Source organism: Henriciella litoralis, assembly GCF_002088935.1.
GTDB classification, from domain to species: domain Bacteria; phylum Pseudomonadota; class Alphaproteobacteria; order Caulobacterales; family Hyphomonadaceae; genus Henriciella; species Henriciella litoralis.
In genome coordinates this window covers 2,171,157-2,186,901 of the sequence record NZ_NCSS01000006.1, presented here as the reverse complement: position 1 = coordinate 2,186,901, position 15,745 = coordinate 2,171,157, and the positions used below count along the sequence as shown (strand labels likewise).

Annotated in this window: 16 protein-coding genes; 5 read left to right on the top strand and 11 right to left on the bottom strand. The window is 59.1% G+C overall.

What is annotated here, in order from left to right; genetic code table 11:
- Positions 1 to 93 precede the first annotated feature (93 nt).
- The 9 genes from B8783_RS14190 to B8783_RS14150 all read right to left on the bottom strand — a co-directional run bounded on the left by B8783_RS14190 (position 94) and on the right by B8783_RS14150 (position 8,480).
- Positions 94 to 1,092 carry an adenosine kinase gene (locus tag B8783_RS14190; protein ID WP_084420752.1) on the bottom strand — a complete coding sequence of 333 codons (999 nt, stop codon included), beginning with the start codon at positions 1,090 to 1,092 and terminating at the stop codon, positions 94 to 96.
- 51 nt (positions 1,093 to 1,143) lie between these two features.
- Positions 1,144 to 1,794, bottom strand: a complete 651-nt coding sequence (fsa, locus tag B8783_RS14185) for a fructose-6-phosphate aldolase (RefSeq protein WP_084420751.1) — start codon at positions 1,792 to 1,794, stop codon at positions 1,144 to 1,146.
- A gap of 54 nt (positions 1,795 to 1,848) precedes the next feature.
- Entirely contained in the window at positions 1,849 to 2,799 is a 951-nt protein-coding gene (locus B8783_RS14180; protein WP_084420750.1) for a UDP-glucuronic acid decarboxylase family protein, read from the bottom strand.
- Positions 2,800 to 2,854: 55 nt separating this feature from the next.
- Positions 2,855 to 4,156, bottom strand: coding sequence for a UDP-glucose dehydrogenase family protein (locus tag B8783_RS14175; protein ID WP_084420749.1), 1,302 nt, complete (start codon positions 4,154 to 4,156; stop codon positions 2,855 to 2,857).
- Positions 4,157 to 4,236: 80 nt separating this feature from the next.
- Positions 4,237 to 4,884: a YajG family lipoprotein gene (locus B8783_RS14170; RefSeq protein WP_139792379.1), complete on the bottom strand. Its 648-nt coding sequence runs from the start codon at positions 4,882 to 4,884 to the stop codon at positions 4,237 to 4,239.
- Positions 4,885 to 4,997: 113 nt separating this feature from the next.
- Entirely contained in the window at positions 4,998 to 6,512 is a 1,515-nt protein-coding gene (locus B8783_RS14165) for a phosphomannomutase/phosphoglucomutase (RefSeq protein ID WP_084422115.1), read from the bottom strand.
- 78 nt (positions 6,513 to 6,590) lie between these two features.
- Positions 6,591 to 7,316: a type 1 glutamine amidotransferase gene (locus tag B8783_RS14160; RefSeq protein ID WP_084420747.1), complete on the bottom strand. Its 726-nt coding sequence runs from the start codon at positions 7,314 to 7,316 to the stop codon at positions 6,591 to 6,593.
- A gap of 43 nt (positions 7,317 to 7,359) precedes the next feature.
- Entirely contained in the window at positions 7,360 to 8,154 is a 795-nt protein-coding gene (locus B8783_RS14155; RefSeq protein WP_084422114.1) for a sulfite exporter TauE/SafE family protein, read from the bottom strand.
- Between the two features lie 5 nt (positions 8,155 to 8,159).
- Positions 8,160 to 8,480, bottom strand: coding sequence for an ArsR/SmtB family transcription factor (locus B8783_RS14150; RefSeq protein WP_084420746.1), 321 nt, complete (start codon positions 8,478 to 8,480; stop codon positions 8,160 to 8,162).
- Between the two features lie 72 nt (positions 8,481 to 8,552).
- On the opposite strand from B8783_RS14150, the gene B8783_RS14145 reads away from it, so the two are divergent.
- Positions 8,553 to 9,410, top strand: coding sequence for an MBL fold metallo-hydrolase (locus B8783_RS14145; protein ID WP_084420745.1), 858 nt, complete (start codon positions 8,553 to 8,555; stop codon positions 9,408 to 9,410).
- Here the strand turns inward: B8783_RS14145 and B8783_RS14140 are convergent.
- A complete protein-coding gene (locus tag B8783_RS14140) occupies positions 9,394 to 11,190 on the bottom strand; it encodes a DUF885 domain-containing protein (RefSeq protein WP_084420744.1) in 1,797 nt (598 codons plus the stop codon). The genes B8783_RS14145 and B8783_RS14140 overlap by 17 nt on opposite strands.
- A gap of 88 nt (positions 11,191 to 11,278) precedes the next feature.
- Between B8783_RS14140 and sdhC the strand changes: the two genes are divergently transcribed.
- From sdhC to B8783_RS14120, 4 genes are read left to right on the top strand one after another with little or no spacing between them, the layout of a single operon-like run.
- A complete protein-coding gene (gene sdhC, locus B8783_RS14135; protein ID WP_084420743.1) occupies positions 11,279 to 11,680 on the top strand; it encodes a succinate dehydrogenase, cytochrome b556 subunit in 402 nt (133 codons plus the stop codon).
- Positions 11,681 to 11,689: 9 nt separating this feature from the next.
- Complete coding sequence (sdhD, locus tag B8783_RS14130; protein WP_084420742.1) at positions 11,690 to 12,082, top strand: succinate dehydrogenase, hydrophobic membrane anchor protein; 393 nt, start codon at positions 11,690 to 11,692, stop codon at positions 12,080 to 12,082.
- A 29-nt stretch (positions 12,083 to 12,111) separates the two neighbouring features.
- Positions 12,112 to 13,902 (top strand): succinate dehydrogenase flavoprotein subunit, encoded by a 1,791-nt coding sequence (gene sdhA, locus B8783_RS14125; RefSeq protein ID WP_084420741.1) that lies wholly within the window; start codon positions 12,112 to 12,114, stop codon positions 13,900 to 13,902.
- A gap of 9 nt (positions 13,903 to 13,911) precedes the next feature.
- The gene (locus B8783_RS14120) at positions 13,912 to 14,694 is read left to right on the top strand and encodes a succinate dehydrogenase iron-sulfur subunit (protein WP_084420740.1); all 783 of its coding nucleotides are present in this window, start codon (positions 13,912 to 13,914) and stop codon (positions 14,692 to 14,694) included.
- 255 nt (positions 14,695 to 14,949) lie between these two features.
- On the opposite strand, the gene B8783_RS14115 is transcribed toward B8783_RS14120, so the two are convergent.
- On the bottom strand, positions 14,950 to 15,708 hold the full coding sequence (locus B8783_RS14115; protein ID WP_139792377.1) for a hypothetical protein: 759 nt from the start codon (positions 15,706 to 15,708) through the stop codon (positions 14,950 to 14,952).
- Between the last annotated feature and the right edge of the window lie 37 nt (positions 15,709 to 15,745).

Sequence of the window (15,745 nt, the reverse complement as noted above, 5' to 3'; positions counted from 1 at the left end):
AGCCAGATCGAACCTGTTCATACAGTGCTAGCGCCACATCCTTTCCAAAAAGTGGATAACAGCCCGTCAACCATGAGTTGGCACAATCGGGCGTTAGCCTGAAACGCCGGCAGCCTTGGCGAGCGTTGCATAAGGCGTCTCCGGGCGTGGGCCGTAATGGGAGATCACCTCGGCCGCCGCCATGTGTCCAAGCTTCGCGGAGGTTGCCAGAGGCAAGTCATGCGAAATACCGAACAGGAATCCGGCGGCATACTGGTCGCCAGCCCCGGTCGTATCAACGACCTTGCTGACAGGTTCGGCCGGCACGGTAATCGCTTCGCCGTCGCCAATCACGACTGAGCCTTTCTCGGACCGTGTGATTGCCGCCAGCGCCGTATCGGCCTGCATGCGCGCCACAGCCGTATCGAAATCTTCCGTCTCATAAAGCGACAGGGCCTCGTCCTCATTGGCGAAGACAATATCGACATGGTTCTTGATAAGGTGGAGGAAGCTGTCGCGGTGACGCTCGACGCAGAAGCTGTCAGACAGGGTCAGCGCCACCTTGCGGCCGGCGGCTGTCGCGATTTCTGAGGCATGTACGAAGGCAGCTTTCGCCGCTTCCTGGTCAAAGAGGTAACCCTCAAGATAGAGGATTTTGCCGGCGCGGACGGTCTCTTCCTGAACGTCCTCAGGCGAGAACAGAACAGACGCGCCGAGATAGGTGTTCATGCTGCGGGCCCCATCCGGGGTGACGAAGATGATGCAGCGTGCCGTCGCCGGGCCGCTCGACAGGGCTGGCGTATCAAAAGGAACGCCGACCGTCTTCATGTCGCTGCGAAAGACGGTGCCAAGCTCGTCTTCGGCGACCTTGCCGATATAGGCCGCTGTGCCGCCAAAGCTGGAGATCCCGACAATTGTATTGGCGCCTGATCCACCAGACAGCTGGCGGGCATCCTTTGCCGCTTCTGTCAGCTCTGCGGCCCGCGCCTCATCGATCAGCGTCATGCCATTCTTGCGGATGTCATGTTCCTCAAGAAAACGGTCTTCGACGGGCGCGATGATATCGACGATGGCATTGCCAAGCCCAACAACGTCATAACGGGTATCTGTCACTCTGGTCTCACTTCTTTGTTCGGGAAAAACGTCTGATTGGGCAGCCTGGATCTAGACTTCGATGCCGGCCTTTTTGGCGTCGGCAAGAAAGGCTGCGAGGCCTTTGTCCGTCAGCGGGTGATCGGCAAGGCCGCGAAGAACGTTCGGTGGCACCGTTGCGACGTCAGCGCCTGCCAGCGCGGACAGCCGGACATGGTTGGCGCTACGGATCGATGCGGCGAGGATTTCTGTCTCAAACAGATAGTTGTCGTAGATCGTGCGGATATCCTCGATCAGCTCCATGCCATCGATATTGATATCGTCCAGCCGACCGATGAAGGGTGAGATATAGGCCGCGCCCGCCTTTGCCGCGAGAAGTGCCTGATTGGCCGAAAAGCAGAGCGTGACGTTCACGGCTGTGCCTGCATCGGTGAGGGCCCGGCAGGCCCGCAGCCCGTCCATCGTCAGCGGCAGTTTGACCGCGACATTAGACGCGATGGCCTGGAGCTTCTTGCCCTCACTGACCATGGTTTCGTAGTCAGTCGCCACGACTTCCGCGCTGACATGGCCGTCGGTCAGCTCACAGATTTCGGCAATGACGTCCGCAAATTTGCGTCCGGACTTGGCAATCAGCGACGGATTGGTCGTGACGCCATCTATCAGTCCGGTCTCGGCAAGCGTCTTGATCTCTGCCGTGTCGGCCGTGTCGACGAAGAATTTCATGTCTGGCTCCTGAAAGTATCTGTGCCGCGCTTTAACAGTGATGCAGCTGTGCCGCTAGGCGGCTTCATGCAATGCGCGAAAGTAAGCAATTGTTCTGGCAAGGCCGTCACGCAGGGCGATGGTTGGTTCCCAGCCCAGGGTTTCGTGCGCTCTGGTGATATCGGGCTGGCGCTGACGCGGATCATCTTGTGGCAAGGGTTTGTGAACCAGCTTTGATGAGGCGCCCGTCAGCTCGATCACAATTTCGGCGAGTTCCCTGATCGTGAACTCGCGCGGATTGCCGAGATTTATCGGGCCGGTGACGTCTGCCGACGTTTTCATCAGCCGGATCAGGCCTTCAACGAGATCCTCAACAAAACAGAAGCTGCGGGTCTGCTGGCCGTCGCCATACAGCGTGATGTCCTCACCGCGCAGGGCCTGCATGATGAAATTCGAGACCACGCGTCCGTCATTGGGGTGCATGCGAGGCCCGTAAGTATTGAAGATCCGCGCCACCTTGATCTCGGTCCTGTGCTGACGGTGATAGTCAAAGAACAGCGTCTCGGCGCAGCGCTTGCCCTCATCATAGCAAGACCGAGGGCCGATCGGGTTCACATTGCCCCAGTAATCCTCGCGCTGAGGATGCACTTCCGGATCGCCGTACACCTCGGAGGTCGAAGCCTGGAGAATGCGGGCTTTGGTCCGTTTGGCGAGCCCAAGCACATTGATCGCGCCATGAACACTGGTCTTGGTCGTCTGGACCGGGTCGAACTGGTAGTGAACCGGGCTTGCCGGGCAGGCAAGATTGTAGATCTGATCTACTTCGACAAAGAGCGGCACCGTCACATCATGACGCATCAGCTCAAAGCGCGGATTGCTCATCAAATGGGCGACATTGGTGCGCGTGCCCGTGAAGAAATTGTCGACGCAGAGGACTTCCGCCCCGTCATCGAGCAGGCGTTCACAGAGGAAAGAGCCGATAAAGCCGGCGCCGCCCGTAACCAGAATGCGAGGAGCTAGGTGCATATGGGTTTATGCGGCATTCGCGAGATGAAACACAAGGGTCAACTCGCGGTGCCGACTACCGACCAATGGAGAAATAGGTAAAGCCGCGTTTAGCCATGTCTTCGGGCGAATAGATATTTCGCAGGTCAATGACGGTGTCAGTTTTCAGGGATGCCTTGACCCGGTCCATATCGAGCGCGCGGAACTGGTCCCACTCCGTGATGATCACCATCGCATCGGCGCCGTCGATGGCATCATAGGCATTCTCGGCATAGTCGATGCCGTCCATTAGCTTTTTCGCCTCATCCATGCTTTCCGGGTCATAGGCCCGCACAGTTGCGCCGGCTTCGATCAGTGCCGGCAGGATGTCGAGGCTCGGGGCATCGCGCATATCATCGGTATTCTGCTTGAAGGCGAGGCCCAGCACGCCAACCGTCTTGCCTTTGACGTCGCCGCCCATCGCCCGGATGATTTTCTGCGCCATCGCCTTCTTGCGGGCCGCGTTGACCTCAACCACCGTATCGACGATGCGGACAGGCGAGTTGTAGTCACTGGCGGTCTTGGTCAGCGCCAGCGTGTCTTTTGGAAAGCACGAGCCGCCATAGCCGGGGCCTGCATTGAGAAACTTGCGGCCGATCCGGCCATCAAGCCCGATCCCGCGCGAAACTTCCTGCACATTTGCGCCAACGGCCTCACAGAGGTCCGCCATCTCGTTGATGAAGGTGATCTTCACGGCCAGGAACGCATTCGCCGCATACTTGATCAGCTCAGACGTGCGCCGTGTCGTAAACAGGATCGGCGTCTCATTGAGGAAAAGCGGGCGATAAAGCTCACGCATCACTTCGCGGGCGCGTTCATCATCCGTGCCGACAACAACCCGGTCAGGAATCTTGAAATCCTTGATGGCCGCGCCTTCGCGCAGGAATTCAGGGTTTGAGACAACGGCAAAATCACCATCAGGCGCAGCCTTGCGAATGATCGCCTCGACCTCGTCGCCCGTACCGACAGGCACTGTCGACTTTGTCACGATGACGGTAAACCCGTCCATAAGGCCAGCAATCTCTTCAGCGGCGGCATAGACATAAGAGAGATCAGCGTGGCCATCGCCGCGGCGCGATGGGGTGCCGACTGCGATGAAGACCGCATCGGCGTCGGCAATTGCATCAGCTGCTTCGGTGGTGAATTTCAGCCGACCAGCAGAAACGTTCTGCGCAACGAGATCATCGAGGCCCGGCTCATAGATCGGAATCTCGCCCTTCTTCAGGCGCTCGATCTTGGAGGCATCCTTGTCGACGCATGTCACAACATGCCCGAAATCGGCGAAACACGCCCCGCTTACCAGGCCCACATAACCTGTCCCGATCATCGCTACGCGCATGGATTTCGTCCTGTATTTTTCACCGCCATAGAAGAGTTGCGAGGGGTGCGTTTTTTAGGCCGAAAGGTCAAGAACCTCCGTCACCTTGATGCGACAGCGCCAGCCGCTTCGGCGGCCTCTTCGCCTTTGCCGTCTTCAGCGTGCAAGGCCGATACGACCTCTGGATCGTCCAGCATTTCTTGCACTTGGGCTGAAAATGCTCGCAGGATTGCGTTGGGCCAGCTGTCATTTGCGTCGCCAGGAACAGACTCGGTTTCCTTGAATGACTTGCTCAGTATGGTGCCATCCGGGCCCTGGACGGCGAGTTCGGCGTCGTGGTCAAAACGGAATTTGCCAACCCAGTTCAAATTAACATCGGTGTGCCAGTCCTTGATGACTATGGTCAGAAGCCGGCTAGCCTGTTGTGGCGATAGAAATTGATCTACGTCCGCGTCTGCGACCGGCTCATCAGTTTCAACGGCGATTGCGGACCAACCACTGTCGGTCATGCCTTCAACAATTCGCTGTTCCAGAAAATCGCCGAGATCTGCACCTTCCGGAATGTCCTTCTGGCGAAAGACGTTCAGCTTCCAATGGTTAGGAATGCCATAGCTGCGCGCATAACCGATCAAATCGTCCGGCTTGCCATCCTTGGTGCGAACCCTGTCCTCGATGACCGACACCATCACAGGCCCTGCGGGCGCATAATCAAATGACGGGCGTTGATCTTCCGGTGGGAGCGGAGACACGCAAGCGCTCGCTAGAATGGCCAAACCTGAAATGCAGAACAAACGCATGCTAACCCCCCTTGATTGAACCACGCGTAGGTAGAGAATTTCCCGTTAGAAGGCAACTTCGAACACTAGATCTCCTGGTTATACTTGCCGACCTGTTCGTGCTTGCCGAGGCGCGGTTTGACTTCCTTGTGGAAGAGGTCGCGCATATCGTCTTCGGACTGCAGGCTTTCGACGACCACAACCAGTTCCGGCTTGTTTGATGAGGCGCGCACCAGCACCCAGGAGCCATCATCCAGCGTCACGCGGGCGCCATTGACGGTGTTTACGTCGACAACTTTACGGCCGAGGACTTCCTTGCCCGCCATGCCTTCATATTCGGTGACCATCTTGTCGACGACGTCATATTTCAGCTCATCATCGCAATGGGGCGACATGGTCAGCGAGGTATAGGCGACGCCAAGCTCTGATTTGAGGTCGGCCATTGTCTTGCCGGGGTTCCGGTCGAGCATTTGCAGGATCGCGCCGGCTGCGACGAGGCCATCATCATAGCCAAGTCCGATCGGTGGGCGGAAGAAGAAGTGGCCGGACTTCTCAAAGCCTGCCAGCGCGCCGAGGTCGGTCGTGCGGCGTTTGATGTAGGAATGGCCGGTCTTGTAATAGTCGACTGTGGATCCGTTCTCTTTCAGAACGGGGTCTGTCTTGTAGAGGCCGGTCGATTTCACATCGACGACGAAATTCGCGCCAGGATGAACCTTGGAGAGGTCACGGGCCAGCATCAGGCCGATCTTGTCGGCGAAGATTTCCTCGCCCGTATTATCAACAACGCCGCAGCGGTCGCCGTCGCCATCAAAACCGAGCGCGACATCAGCGCCGTGCTCTTTTACGGCCTTCGCCATGGCGTGCAGCATCTCGCTGTCTTCAGGGTTCGGATTGTATTTCGGGAAGGTGTTGTCGAGATTACAGTCCATCTCGATGACCTCGGCGCCCATAGCCCGCAGCGCATCTGGCGCAAACGCGCCGGCCGTGCCATTGCCGCAGGCCGCGATCACGCGGAGCTTGCGCTTCAGGCTGACGCCTTCGGAGACGGATGCGATGTACTTTTCCCGCATGTCATCGACGCGGTAGCTGCCGCCACCAGCGCGCGGCTGGAAATCACCATTGAGAACGATCTCTTTCAGACGGCCCATTTCTTCCGGACCGAAGGTGAGCGGCTTGTTCGCGCCCATCTTGACGCCGGTCCAGCCGTTTTCATTGTGGCTCGCCGTCACCATCGCGCAGCAATCGGCATCGAGCTCGAACTGTGACCAGTAGACCATCGGCGAGAGCGCCAGGCCCACGTCGAGCACTTCGCATCCACCCGCGACCAGGCCGAGCTTCAGCGCGTTCTTGATACCGAGCGAAATCGACCGGAAATCATGGCCGGTGACGACTTTCGGCGTCACGCCCAGCTCATGAAACAGCGTTGCCATGCCAAGACCGAGCGCCTCGACGCCGAGCAGGTTCAGCTCCGGCGCCTTTTCGTGCCCCGTCCCGCCAAACCACCAGCGTGCATCATATTCGCGAAAGCCGGTTGGCTTCACCAGCGGGAGCGTTTCAAACTCGATTGAATTAGGGGCAATATCAGCGCGTGGTTTCGGCATCATGGGCCGGTGACTCCTTATTTCCTGCAGCCCCCAGATGGCATGAATGTGTGAAGCTTTTCCAGTCCCGCGAGCGATTTATTCCCGATGTGACGCCTCTTTAAGGAAGTTTGCCATCCATTTGCCAACAAGATCATTGTCCACAGGCGTTTCGAGGCTCTTGCTGGCGGCATCAACGCGTTCAGGGGAAAAGGCCGTGCCCCGGCGCACATTATATAGCGCGTTGCAGAACCCGGCGGAAAACTCCGGATGGCCCTGAAAGCTGATCGCGGGGACAGCGCCATAGTCGAGAACAGCGAAGGGCGTGAAGTCTGACCGCGCCACGACCTGCGCGCCTGGCGGCAGGCTCAGCACCTGATCCTGATGGCTGACGCCAAGCGAGAATGTCTCGCCGCGATAGTCGCCCATCCAGTCTGGTCGTTCAATAATGTCATAGACATGCCGTCCGAGGCCCCAGCCTTTGTCGGACTTCTCGACCCGACCGCCCAGCGCTTTTGCGATAGCCTGATGGCCAAAGCAGACGCCAATCTGCGGGGTTTTCTTTGCCGCCGCGCGCTGGATGAAATTCAGGAGTGGCCCCATCCACGGATGCTGCTCATAGACGCCAGCCGCAGAGCCGGTGACAAGAATGGCATCGATCCCATCAAGATCGGGGAAATCGTCGCCGGACGAAACGGCCACGCTTTCGCAGGTAAAGCCAGGCATATGCGGCTTGATCAGGCTCTCGAACATGGCCGGATAACGCGGCCAGTCAGCACGGATGGCCTCGGGTGGCAGGCCGGTTTCAAGAATGGTCAGTTTCATGCCTGACCGGATAGAGCAGTTTGCCGCGCGCGATAAGGCGATTCTACGCCGCAGATGTCATCGCCATGATGGCATTCCAGGCAACGTAGAGCGCCACCAATATGATAAATCCGGCAAACAGCCTCCGGGCGACTTGCGCCCGCGGCACCAGCAGTTTCGCGATATATTGTCCTGCAATACCGCCGATCAGGCCGCCAACAACCAGCAACAGGGCCAATCTGAGGTCGATCAGGCCATCTAGCGCATAATTGGCAGATGTCGCGGTGCCGAAAAGCGCGACCGAAACGAGCGAGGAGGCCGTGGCTGCGGCCATTGTCATGCCGGTGGCGTAGAGCAGTCCGGGGACGATCAGAAAGCCGCCGCCAATCCCGAAAAAACCCGCTGCAAAACCGACGATGACACCAAGCGGGACGAGACGGATGAGAAGTCTCGGCTCCAGATGTACATCGGGATTACCAGCCAGCTTTGGTTTTCTGAACATGGAGAGCGCAATCGCTACCATTGCGACCGAGAATCCCAGGAGGAGCTGTTGCCCGTCGACTATCTTGGCGATGCTGGATCCGAGGATGGAGCCAACCAGTCCGGCAAGGGCGAAGACGCTGGCGCAGGGCCATTTTACGCGTCCGCCCCTCCAGTGACCGGCCAGGCTGATGAGCGCGGTCATGGCGACGGCGGCCGCCGACGTGCCGATGGCGATATGCGGGTCATCGACACCGACAAAATAGAGCAGCAGGGGCGCGGCCAGAACCGAGCCGCCACCGCCAAATGTCGACAGGAGCAGGCCGACGAGGGCGCCGCTGATCAGAGCGGGCAGGATGATGGATGGGTCGGCGAAAATGGCGGTCACTGTCCATCCTCCGGGCAAAATATGTCGGCCAGCGTCTCGAGAAGTTTCGCTGCAGCCGGGTCGTCGATGGAATAATAAATAACCTGCCCGGCGCGCCGCGTCTTTACGAGCTTTTCGTCACGCAGCTTCGCCAGATGTTGTGACAGCGCCGACTGGGAGACGCCTGCGCCTTCGAGGAGTTCGCCAACGCTCTTTTCGCCTTCGACGAGCTGACACAACACCATCAGCCGTTTTTCATTCGCAAGCGCGCGCAGGAAAGCCGCAGCGGCAGTCGCGTTGGCCTCAAGCTGGGCGGGGTCCATTTTTGTTCTGATCATGCGCCCAATATATTAGTTCTTGCTAAATAAGCAATAGCTAATATATGTATTTCACAAACAGGAGATATTCTCATGGACATCAAGGCATTTTTTGACCCCGACACCTCAACAGTGACCTATCTTGTGGTCGACGAAGCGAGCTCGAAAGCGGCAATCATCGACCCGGTGCTCGATTTTGATCCTGCATCCGGCAAGCTGAGGACGAGCTCCGCCGACGAGGTCCTTGCCGAAGTTGAAGCGCGGGGGCTTCACGTCGACTATGTGCTCGACACTCATGCGCACGCCGACCACCTCTCGGCAGGCGATTACATCCGTCGCAAGACCGGCGCGGAGTATGGCATTGGTGAGCACATTCGCGACGTTCAAAAGATTTTCCGACCTGTCTTCAATGCGGTGGACATCACGCCGGACGGGCATGTCTTCGACCACCTTTTCAGCGATGGCGAAACTTTCGCGATTGGCGGCCTGAATGTGCGTGTCTTGCATACGCCGGGTCATACGCCGGCCTGTCTGACCTATGTCATCGAAGACGCCGCCTTTGTTGGCGATACGCTTTTCATGCCAGACTATGGCACGGCACGGGCCGACTTTCCGGGCGGGGATTCTGCAACGCTGTACCGGTCGATTGCCAAAATTCTCTCGCTTCCACCCGAAACGCGCATCTTTGTGGGTCACGATTATCTCCCTGAAGGCCGGACTGATTATCGCTGGGAAACCACAGTGGCGGAACAACGCGCTGCAAACCGCCATGTCCACGACGGTATCAGCGAGGAAGAGTTCGTTGAGATGCGGGATGCGCGGGACGCAACGCTGCAGCCACCGCGCCTCATCCTGCCATCCCTTCAGGTCAATATTCGCGCCGGCTCAATGCCGCCCGAAGATACCGACGGGCGGACCTATCTGAAGATACCGGTTACGCAGGAACAGTAGGCTCTGGTTCGTCCACGGAGAGCTGGCGCTCGATCCACGCCTTGATCCTGACTTCAAGTGCGTCGAGCGGCAGCGATCCTGCGCCAAGCAGTTCGTCGTGGAAGGCGCGGATGTCAAAATCTTCGCCGAGGGCGTCCCTGGCTGTCTGGCGCAGCTCCAGGATTTTCAGCTCGCCCATCTTGTAGGCCGTCGCTTGGCCGGGCCAGCCGATATAGCGGGTGACTTCGGTTTTAATATTGAGCGGGGCAAGCGCTGAATTGTCGGTGAAACACGCCTCTGCTTCCTCGCGGGACCAGCCGTACCAGTGCATGCCGGTGTCTGCGACCAGACGGCAAGCCCGCCACATCTCATAGGAGAGCTGGCCGAAGCGCTCATAAGGCGTCTGATAGATGCCCGCTTCCCCGGCGAGTTTTTCGGCATAAAGGCCCCAGCCTTCGCCAAAGGCGGTCGCGTAATATTGCTTTCGGAAACGTGAGACGTCTTCCAATTCCTGCGCCAGCGAGATCTGCAAATGGTGGCCCGGCACCGCCTCATGCGCCGAGAGGGCCGGCAGCTCGTAGAGCGGGCGCTGATCGAGCGCGTAGGTGTTGACCAGATACGTCCCTGACACGCCCTTTTCAGGGTCACCGCCAGCATAGCGGCCTGTCGTATAACCGGGCGCGATGGCATCAGGCACAGGCTCGACACCATAGGTCAGGCGCGGAAGTTTGCCGAAATATTGCGGCAGGATCGCATCGAGACGCTTTGAAATGCGCGCGGCTTTCTCAAGCAGGTCTTCCGGCGTCTCGGAATAGAACTGCGGATCGGTCCGCAGGAAGTTCAGAAACTCATCAAAGGTGCCGGGATAGCCGAGCTCTTCGATGATGATCTCCATTTCGGCGCGGATGCGCGCGACTTCTGACAGGCCAAGCTCGTGGATCTCTGATGGTGAATAGCCTGCGCCAGCCGTATGCGTCTTGATCTCCTGTGCATAATAAGGACGCCCGCCGGAGAGGGTGACGACTCCCGGCTCGGCGCGCGCATGGGGGAGATACTCGGTTTCGAGATAGGCGAGCAGGTCGGCATAGGCGCCGATGGCAGCGCTGACGGCCTGCCGTCCGCTGCGGCGGATGGCGACTGCGTCTTCATCGCTAATCGTGTCCGGCAAGTCTTCGAACGGCGCCCATAGCGGGCTATCTTCGGGCATGTCGACGACCTGTTCGCGAACCTGCTCGATGGTTGTCCCGAGCGGGTCGGTATGAGCCGTCCAGCCGTTGCTGACGCCCCGGCGCATATTAGTCGTGTGGTCCGCGAAATAGCGCGGAACGTCATAGAGGCGGGCAATCCAGGCATCCGCATCGTCTGCAGATTTCAGTTTTAAAGAGCGGGCGGCAAAAAACGGCTCGGCGTGAAACCCCCAGTCGCCGGTGAACGGTATACGTGCGGTATCAAACGTCTCGGCGGCGATCATCTGATCAAGCAGGTGGGAGAGAATGGCCCATTCCGGAGCGGTGTGATCGTCCAGCGCGTCGAGACGCATTTTTAGATGGCGAGCCCGGTCTGCCATGTGTGAGACATGGAGATCGCTGACATCCGACCAGCGCCGCGCGGCCTGATTTTCGGCCCGTGCGGCGGCGGATGGACTATCCAGCAACACCAACGCTTCATAGTCATCGACGATATCTGCAAGTGTGGCGGGGGCTTCGACGGTTTGCGCCTCAGCGGGGGCGCTGGTCTGGTGAGCGCAGGCGGGTAACGCAGCGGCAATTGCGAATGCGGGCAGCAGATATCGTATGTTCATGCGCTGTTTGATCTCCTTGCCGCGTTGACACCGCGCCTCACCTATCTAGAACCCGTCATATATAAATCAGCTGGTTCGGGAGTATCCAATGTCAGGTTCAGAGTGGACTGATCCACGCCCGATGTCACCACACTTGCAGGTGTGGAAGTGGCACTGGACGATGGCTGCATCAATTTTCCATCGTGTTACCGGTGTCGGCAACTATCTTGGCGCAATTCTGGTCAGTGTATGGATCATCTCCATCGCGGCCGGCGAAGAGGCCTATGGCTTTGTCGAAGGTATCATGCTGTCGCCTGTGGGGCAGATTCTGCTCTTCTTCTGGCTGGCATCGGTGTTGTTTCACTTCTTCAACGGGATCCGGCACCTTATCTGGGACGGCCCGAAAGCCGGGTTCACCCCGAAGGTCGCCAGCCTCTGGTCAATCTTCAATTTCGCAGCCGCGCTGGTCGCCGCTGCCACGATCTGGTCGCTCGCGACCAATCTGTTCTAGGGGGCGATGATGAGCACGAATTTCAAAACGCCAGCCGCTGTTGCAAGAGGCCTTGGTTCCGCCAAGTCAGGCACAGATCACCACATCCGCCAGCGCGTCTCCGCGATTGCACTGGTTTTCCTCGTTCCGTGGTTTCTCTATGCCGTCATCGCCGCCAGCCGGTCCGGCTTTGAAGGCGCGACGGCCTGGATGTCCCAGCCGTGGAACGCGATCCTCATGATTTTGACGCTCGGCGCGGCGTTCTATCACATGCGTTTGGGTATGCAGGTCGTGATCGAGGACTACATCGGTAAGGCGGGGATGAAGCAGGGTCTGCTTATCCTCAACACGTTTGCCTGCATCGGCCTGTTTGCCGCGACCGCATTGTCGGTCCTGAAAATCTGGATTTCGGCAGGCGCGTAGAGCGCCCGGCCCCGGAAGGAAAGTCATCAATGTCTGACTACAAATTTATCGATCACACTTTTGACGTCGTCGTGGTTGGCGCCGGCGGCTCCGGCCTTCGCGCGGCTCTTGGGGCGGCGCAGGCAGGTCTTCGCACGGCCTGTATTTCGAAGGTCTTCCCGACCCGCTCCCACACGGTTGCGGCGCAGGGCGGTATCGCCGCCTCGCTCGGCAATATGGGCCCGGATAACTGGCGCTGGCACATGTACGATACGGTCAAGGGCTCCGACTGGCTCGGCGACCAGGACTCGATCGAATATCTCTGCCGCGAAGCGCCGAAAGCGGTTTACGAGCTTGAGCACTGGGGCATGCCGTTCTCGCGGAACGAGCAGGGCCGCATCTATCAGCGTCCGTTCGGCGGCCACACAACCGAGTTTGGCGAAGGCCCACCGGTCCAACGCACCTGCGCAGCCGCTGACCGGACCGGTCATGCGATGCTGCACACGCTCTACGGTCAGTGCGTGAAGGAAGAGACCGAGTTCTTCATCGAGTATTTCGCGCTCGACCTCATCATGGATGATGAGGGTGTCTGCCGCGGCGTGACGGCTTGGAAACTCGATGATGGCACGATCCACCGCTTCCGTGCCCAGAAGACAATTCTCGCGACAGGCGGCTATGGCCGCGCCTTCTTCTCCTGTACCTCGGCGCACACATGTACCGGCGACGGCAATGCGATGGTGCTGCGTGCCGGTCTGCCGCTTCAGGATACCGAGTTTATCCAGTTCCACCCGACCGGTATTTATGGCGCGGGCTGTCTCATCACTGAAGGCGCACGCGGCGAAGGCGGGTATCTCACCAATTCCGAAGGCGAGCGCTTCATGGAGCGCTACGCGCCAAGCGCGAAGGACCTTGCCTCCCGCGATGTGGTGTCCCGCGCGATGACAGTTGAGATCCGCGAAGGGCGCGGCGTTGGCGAAGAGAAGGATCACATCCATCTCCACCTCGAACACTTGCCGCCTGAAACGCTGGCTGAGCGTCTGCCTGGCATTTCCGAGACGGCGAAAGTCTTCTCTGGCGTGGATGTCACGAAAGAGCCGATCCCGGTCCTGCCGACGGTCCACTATAATATGGGCGGTATCCCGACCAATTATCACGGCGAAGTGCTGACGAAGAAGGGCGCAGACCCTGACAGCGTCGTGCCGGGCCTGATGGCGGTTGGTGAAGCCGCTTGCGTGTCCGTCCACGGCGCGAACCGTCTTGGTTCCAACTCGCTGATTGACCTTGTCGTCTTCGGCCGGGCCGCTGGCCTGCGCTGCGGCGCGACGGTTGATGCAGGTGCGAGCCAGCCGGAAGTCAGCGACAAGATGACCGAAAGCCACCTCGCCCGCTTTGACCGCATCCGTAACGCATCGGGTGACCAGCCGGTCGCCAAGCTGCGTCTCGATATGCAGAAGGCGATGCAGGCCAATTGCGCGGTGTTCCGCACCGGCGAGGTTCTGGACGAAGGTGTCGAGAAGATCGCGGAAGTCTATTCCCGCGTCGGCGGCATGGACGTGAAGGATCGCGGAATGATCTGGAACACGGACCTCATCGAGGCCCTGGAGTTCGACAACCTCATCGCGCAGGCCGCTGTGACGGTGAACTCCGCGGCAAACCGGACAGAGAGCCGCGGCGCGCATGCCCGCGAGGACTATTCTGACCGCGATGACAAGGAATGGATGAAGCACACGCTTGCCTGGGTCGATGAGGCCGGCAAGGTGACAATCGATTACCGCCCCGTGCACGAATACACGATGTCGAACGAGATCGAGTATATCGAGCCGAAGGCGCGGGTCTATTAGGGGAAAACCATGGTACAGCTGAGACTCCCGAAAGGGTCCGCCCCGCAAAAGGGCAAGCAGTGGCCGAAGCCGGACGGTGCTAAGAACACCAAGGCTTTCAAGATCTATCGGTATTCTCCCGAGGAGGGCGGAAGCCCGCGTTGGGATACCTATCATGTCGACATGGACCGTTGCGGCCCGATGGTTCTCGACGTGCTGATCTGGATCAAGAACAATGTTGACCCGACGCTGGCCTTCCGCCGGTCGTGCCGGGAAGGTGTTTGCGGTTCCTGTTCGATGAACATTGGTGGCCACAACACGATTGCCTGCACCAAGGGCTGGGATGAAGTGGCTGGCTCGACGATTACGATCGCGCCGCTGCCGCACCTGCCAGTGGTGAAGGACCTTATTCCGGACCTGACCAATTTCTACGCCCAGCACGCCTATGTGCAGCCCTTCCTCAAGACCGATACGCCGGAGCCTGAGAAAGAGTGGAAACAGTCCGAAGAACAGCGCAGCGAGCTGAACGGCCTTTATGAGTGCATCCTTTGCGCTTGTTGTTCGACCTCCTGCCCGTCCTATTGGTGGAATGGCGACAAATATCTTGGGCCAGCCGCGCTGCTCCAGGCCTATCGCTGGCTGATCGACAGCCGGGATGAGAGCACCGGTGAGCGCCTCGATGATCTTGAAGACCCGTTCAAGCTCTATCGTTGCCACACCATCATGAACTGTGCGCAGGTTTGCCCGAAGGGGCTGAACCCGGCCAAGGCCATCGCCAAGATCAAGCATATGATGGTCGAGCGCGTCGCCTGATCGAGGCTTTTGACCGATCGTTTTTGGAAGGCCCGTCTCAGATAAGAGGCGGGCCTTTTTCTTGGCATTCGCGGCGAAGAAAACGGGGCTTTCGCGCCTTTCTATCCGTAAATGCATGACGAAAGGGCGCTGCCCACACGCCATGCAAATCATACCGTTCGTACTTTGTTAACCATAACTACCGTTCCGGGTTCGAAATGAAGGCTGATTGCGACTCGCCTGCAGCGCGAATCGCCGCGATGAGCGGCTTTTTGGTTAACGGGCAAACAAGGGGTGGTCTGGCGGGTAAAACCGGGGATCGGCGCGCCGGATTTCCACGCTGAGATGCCGAAGAATTTCGGCGAGCCAACGTGGGACGTGCTGACTTCTGAGGCCAGGCGGCAGGCCGGGACGGATTGGGCCACGTTTGCGTTTTCCGGGCGGCGCGGCGCGAAAGCGGAGGATCGCGCGGGCCAGTTTTTCAGCGGCTGGGGCCGGCTTCTCAAGCCGGGCAAGGAATGCGTTGATCCGCGCCTCAAGCCGCGGTGGGCGCGGGGCTGTGTCGGTCGTAACCTGCAATACTGGATAGGGTTTGCTGAGATCGAGGATGCGCGGATTGCCCCGCTTGAAGGGGTTGGGGCCGGGCGCTCCAATACAGCTTGCAAGGCTCGGCACCGGTTCATTCAGACTGAAATTGCGAACAGAGGCCTCACGCGCCGCACGCTTTGCGCGCGGGGCGACCAGATTCGGTTTGGCGGCAGGCGGTCGCACGCAAAGGCGGACCTTTTTCTCGGCCAGAAGGTTAATCGCCATCGCCATGATGAGGCGCCGAAGCAGGGCTTCAGCTGGACAGAGCAAACGGAGCAGAAAATTACGCTTATGGCGCGAAATTACAAAATGTACGCCTCGTTCCGTCTTGCCTGTTAACCCTGCGATCTCACGTCCAAGACCGATCAGAAGCGGCCAGGCGCGCTCAATGGCGCGAAGGGTAAAAGGATCAAAGGGCGACATGCAGGCGAGATTAGCCGTGAGCAAGACAGGGAGGACCAAAAAGGGCTGCAAATGCGAAATC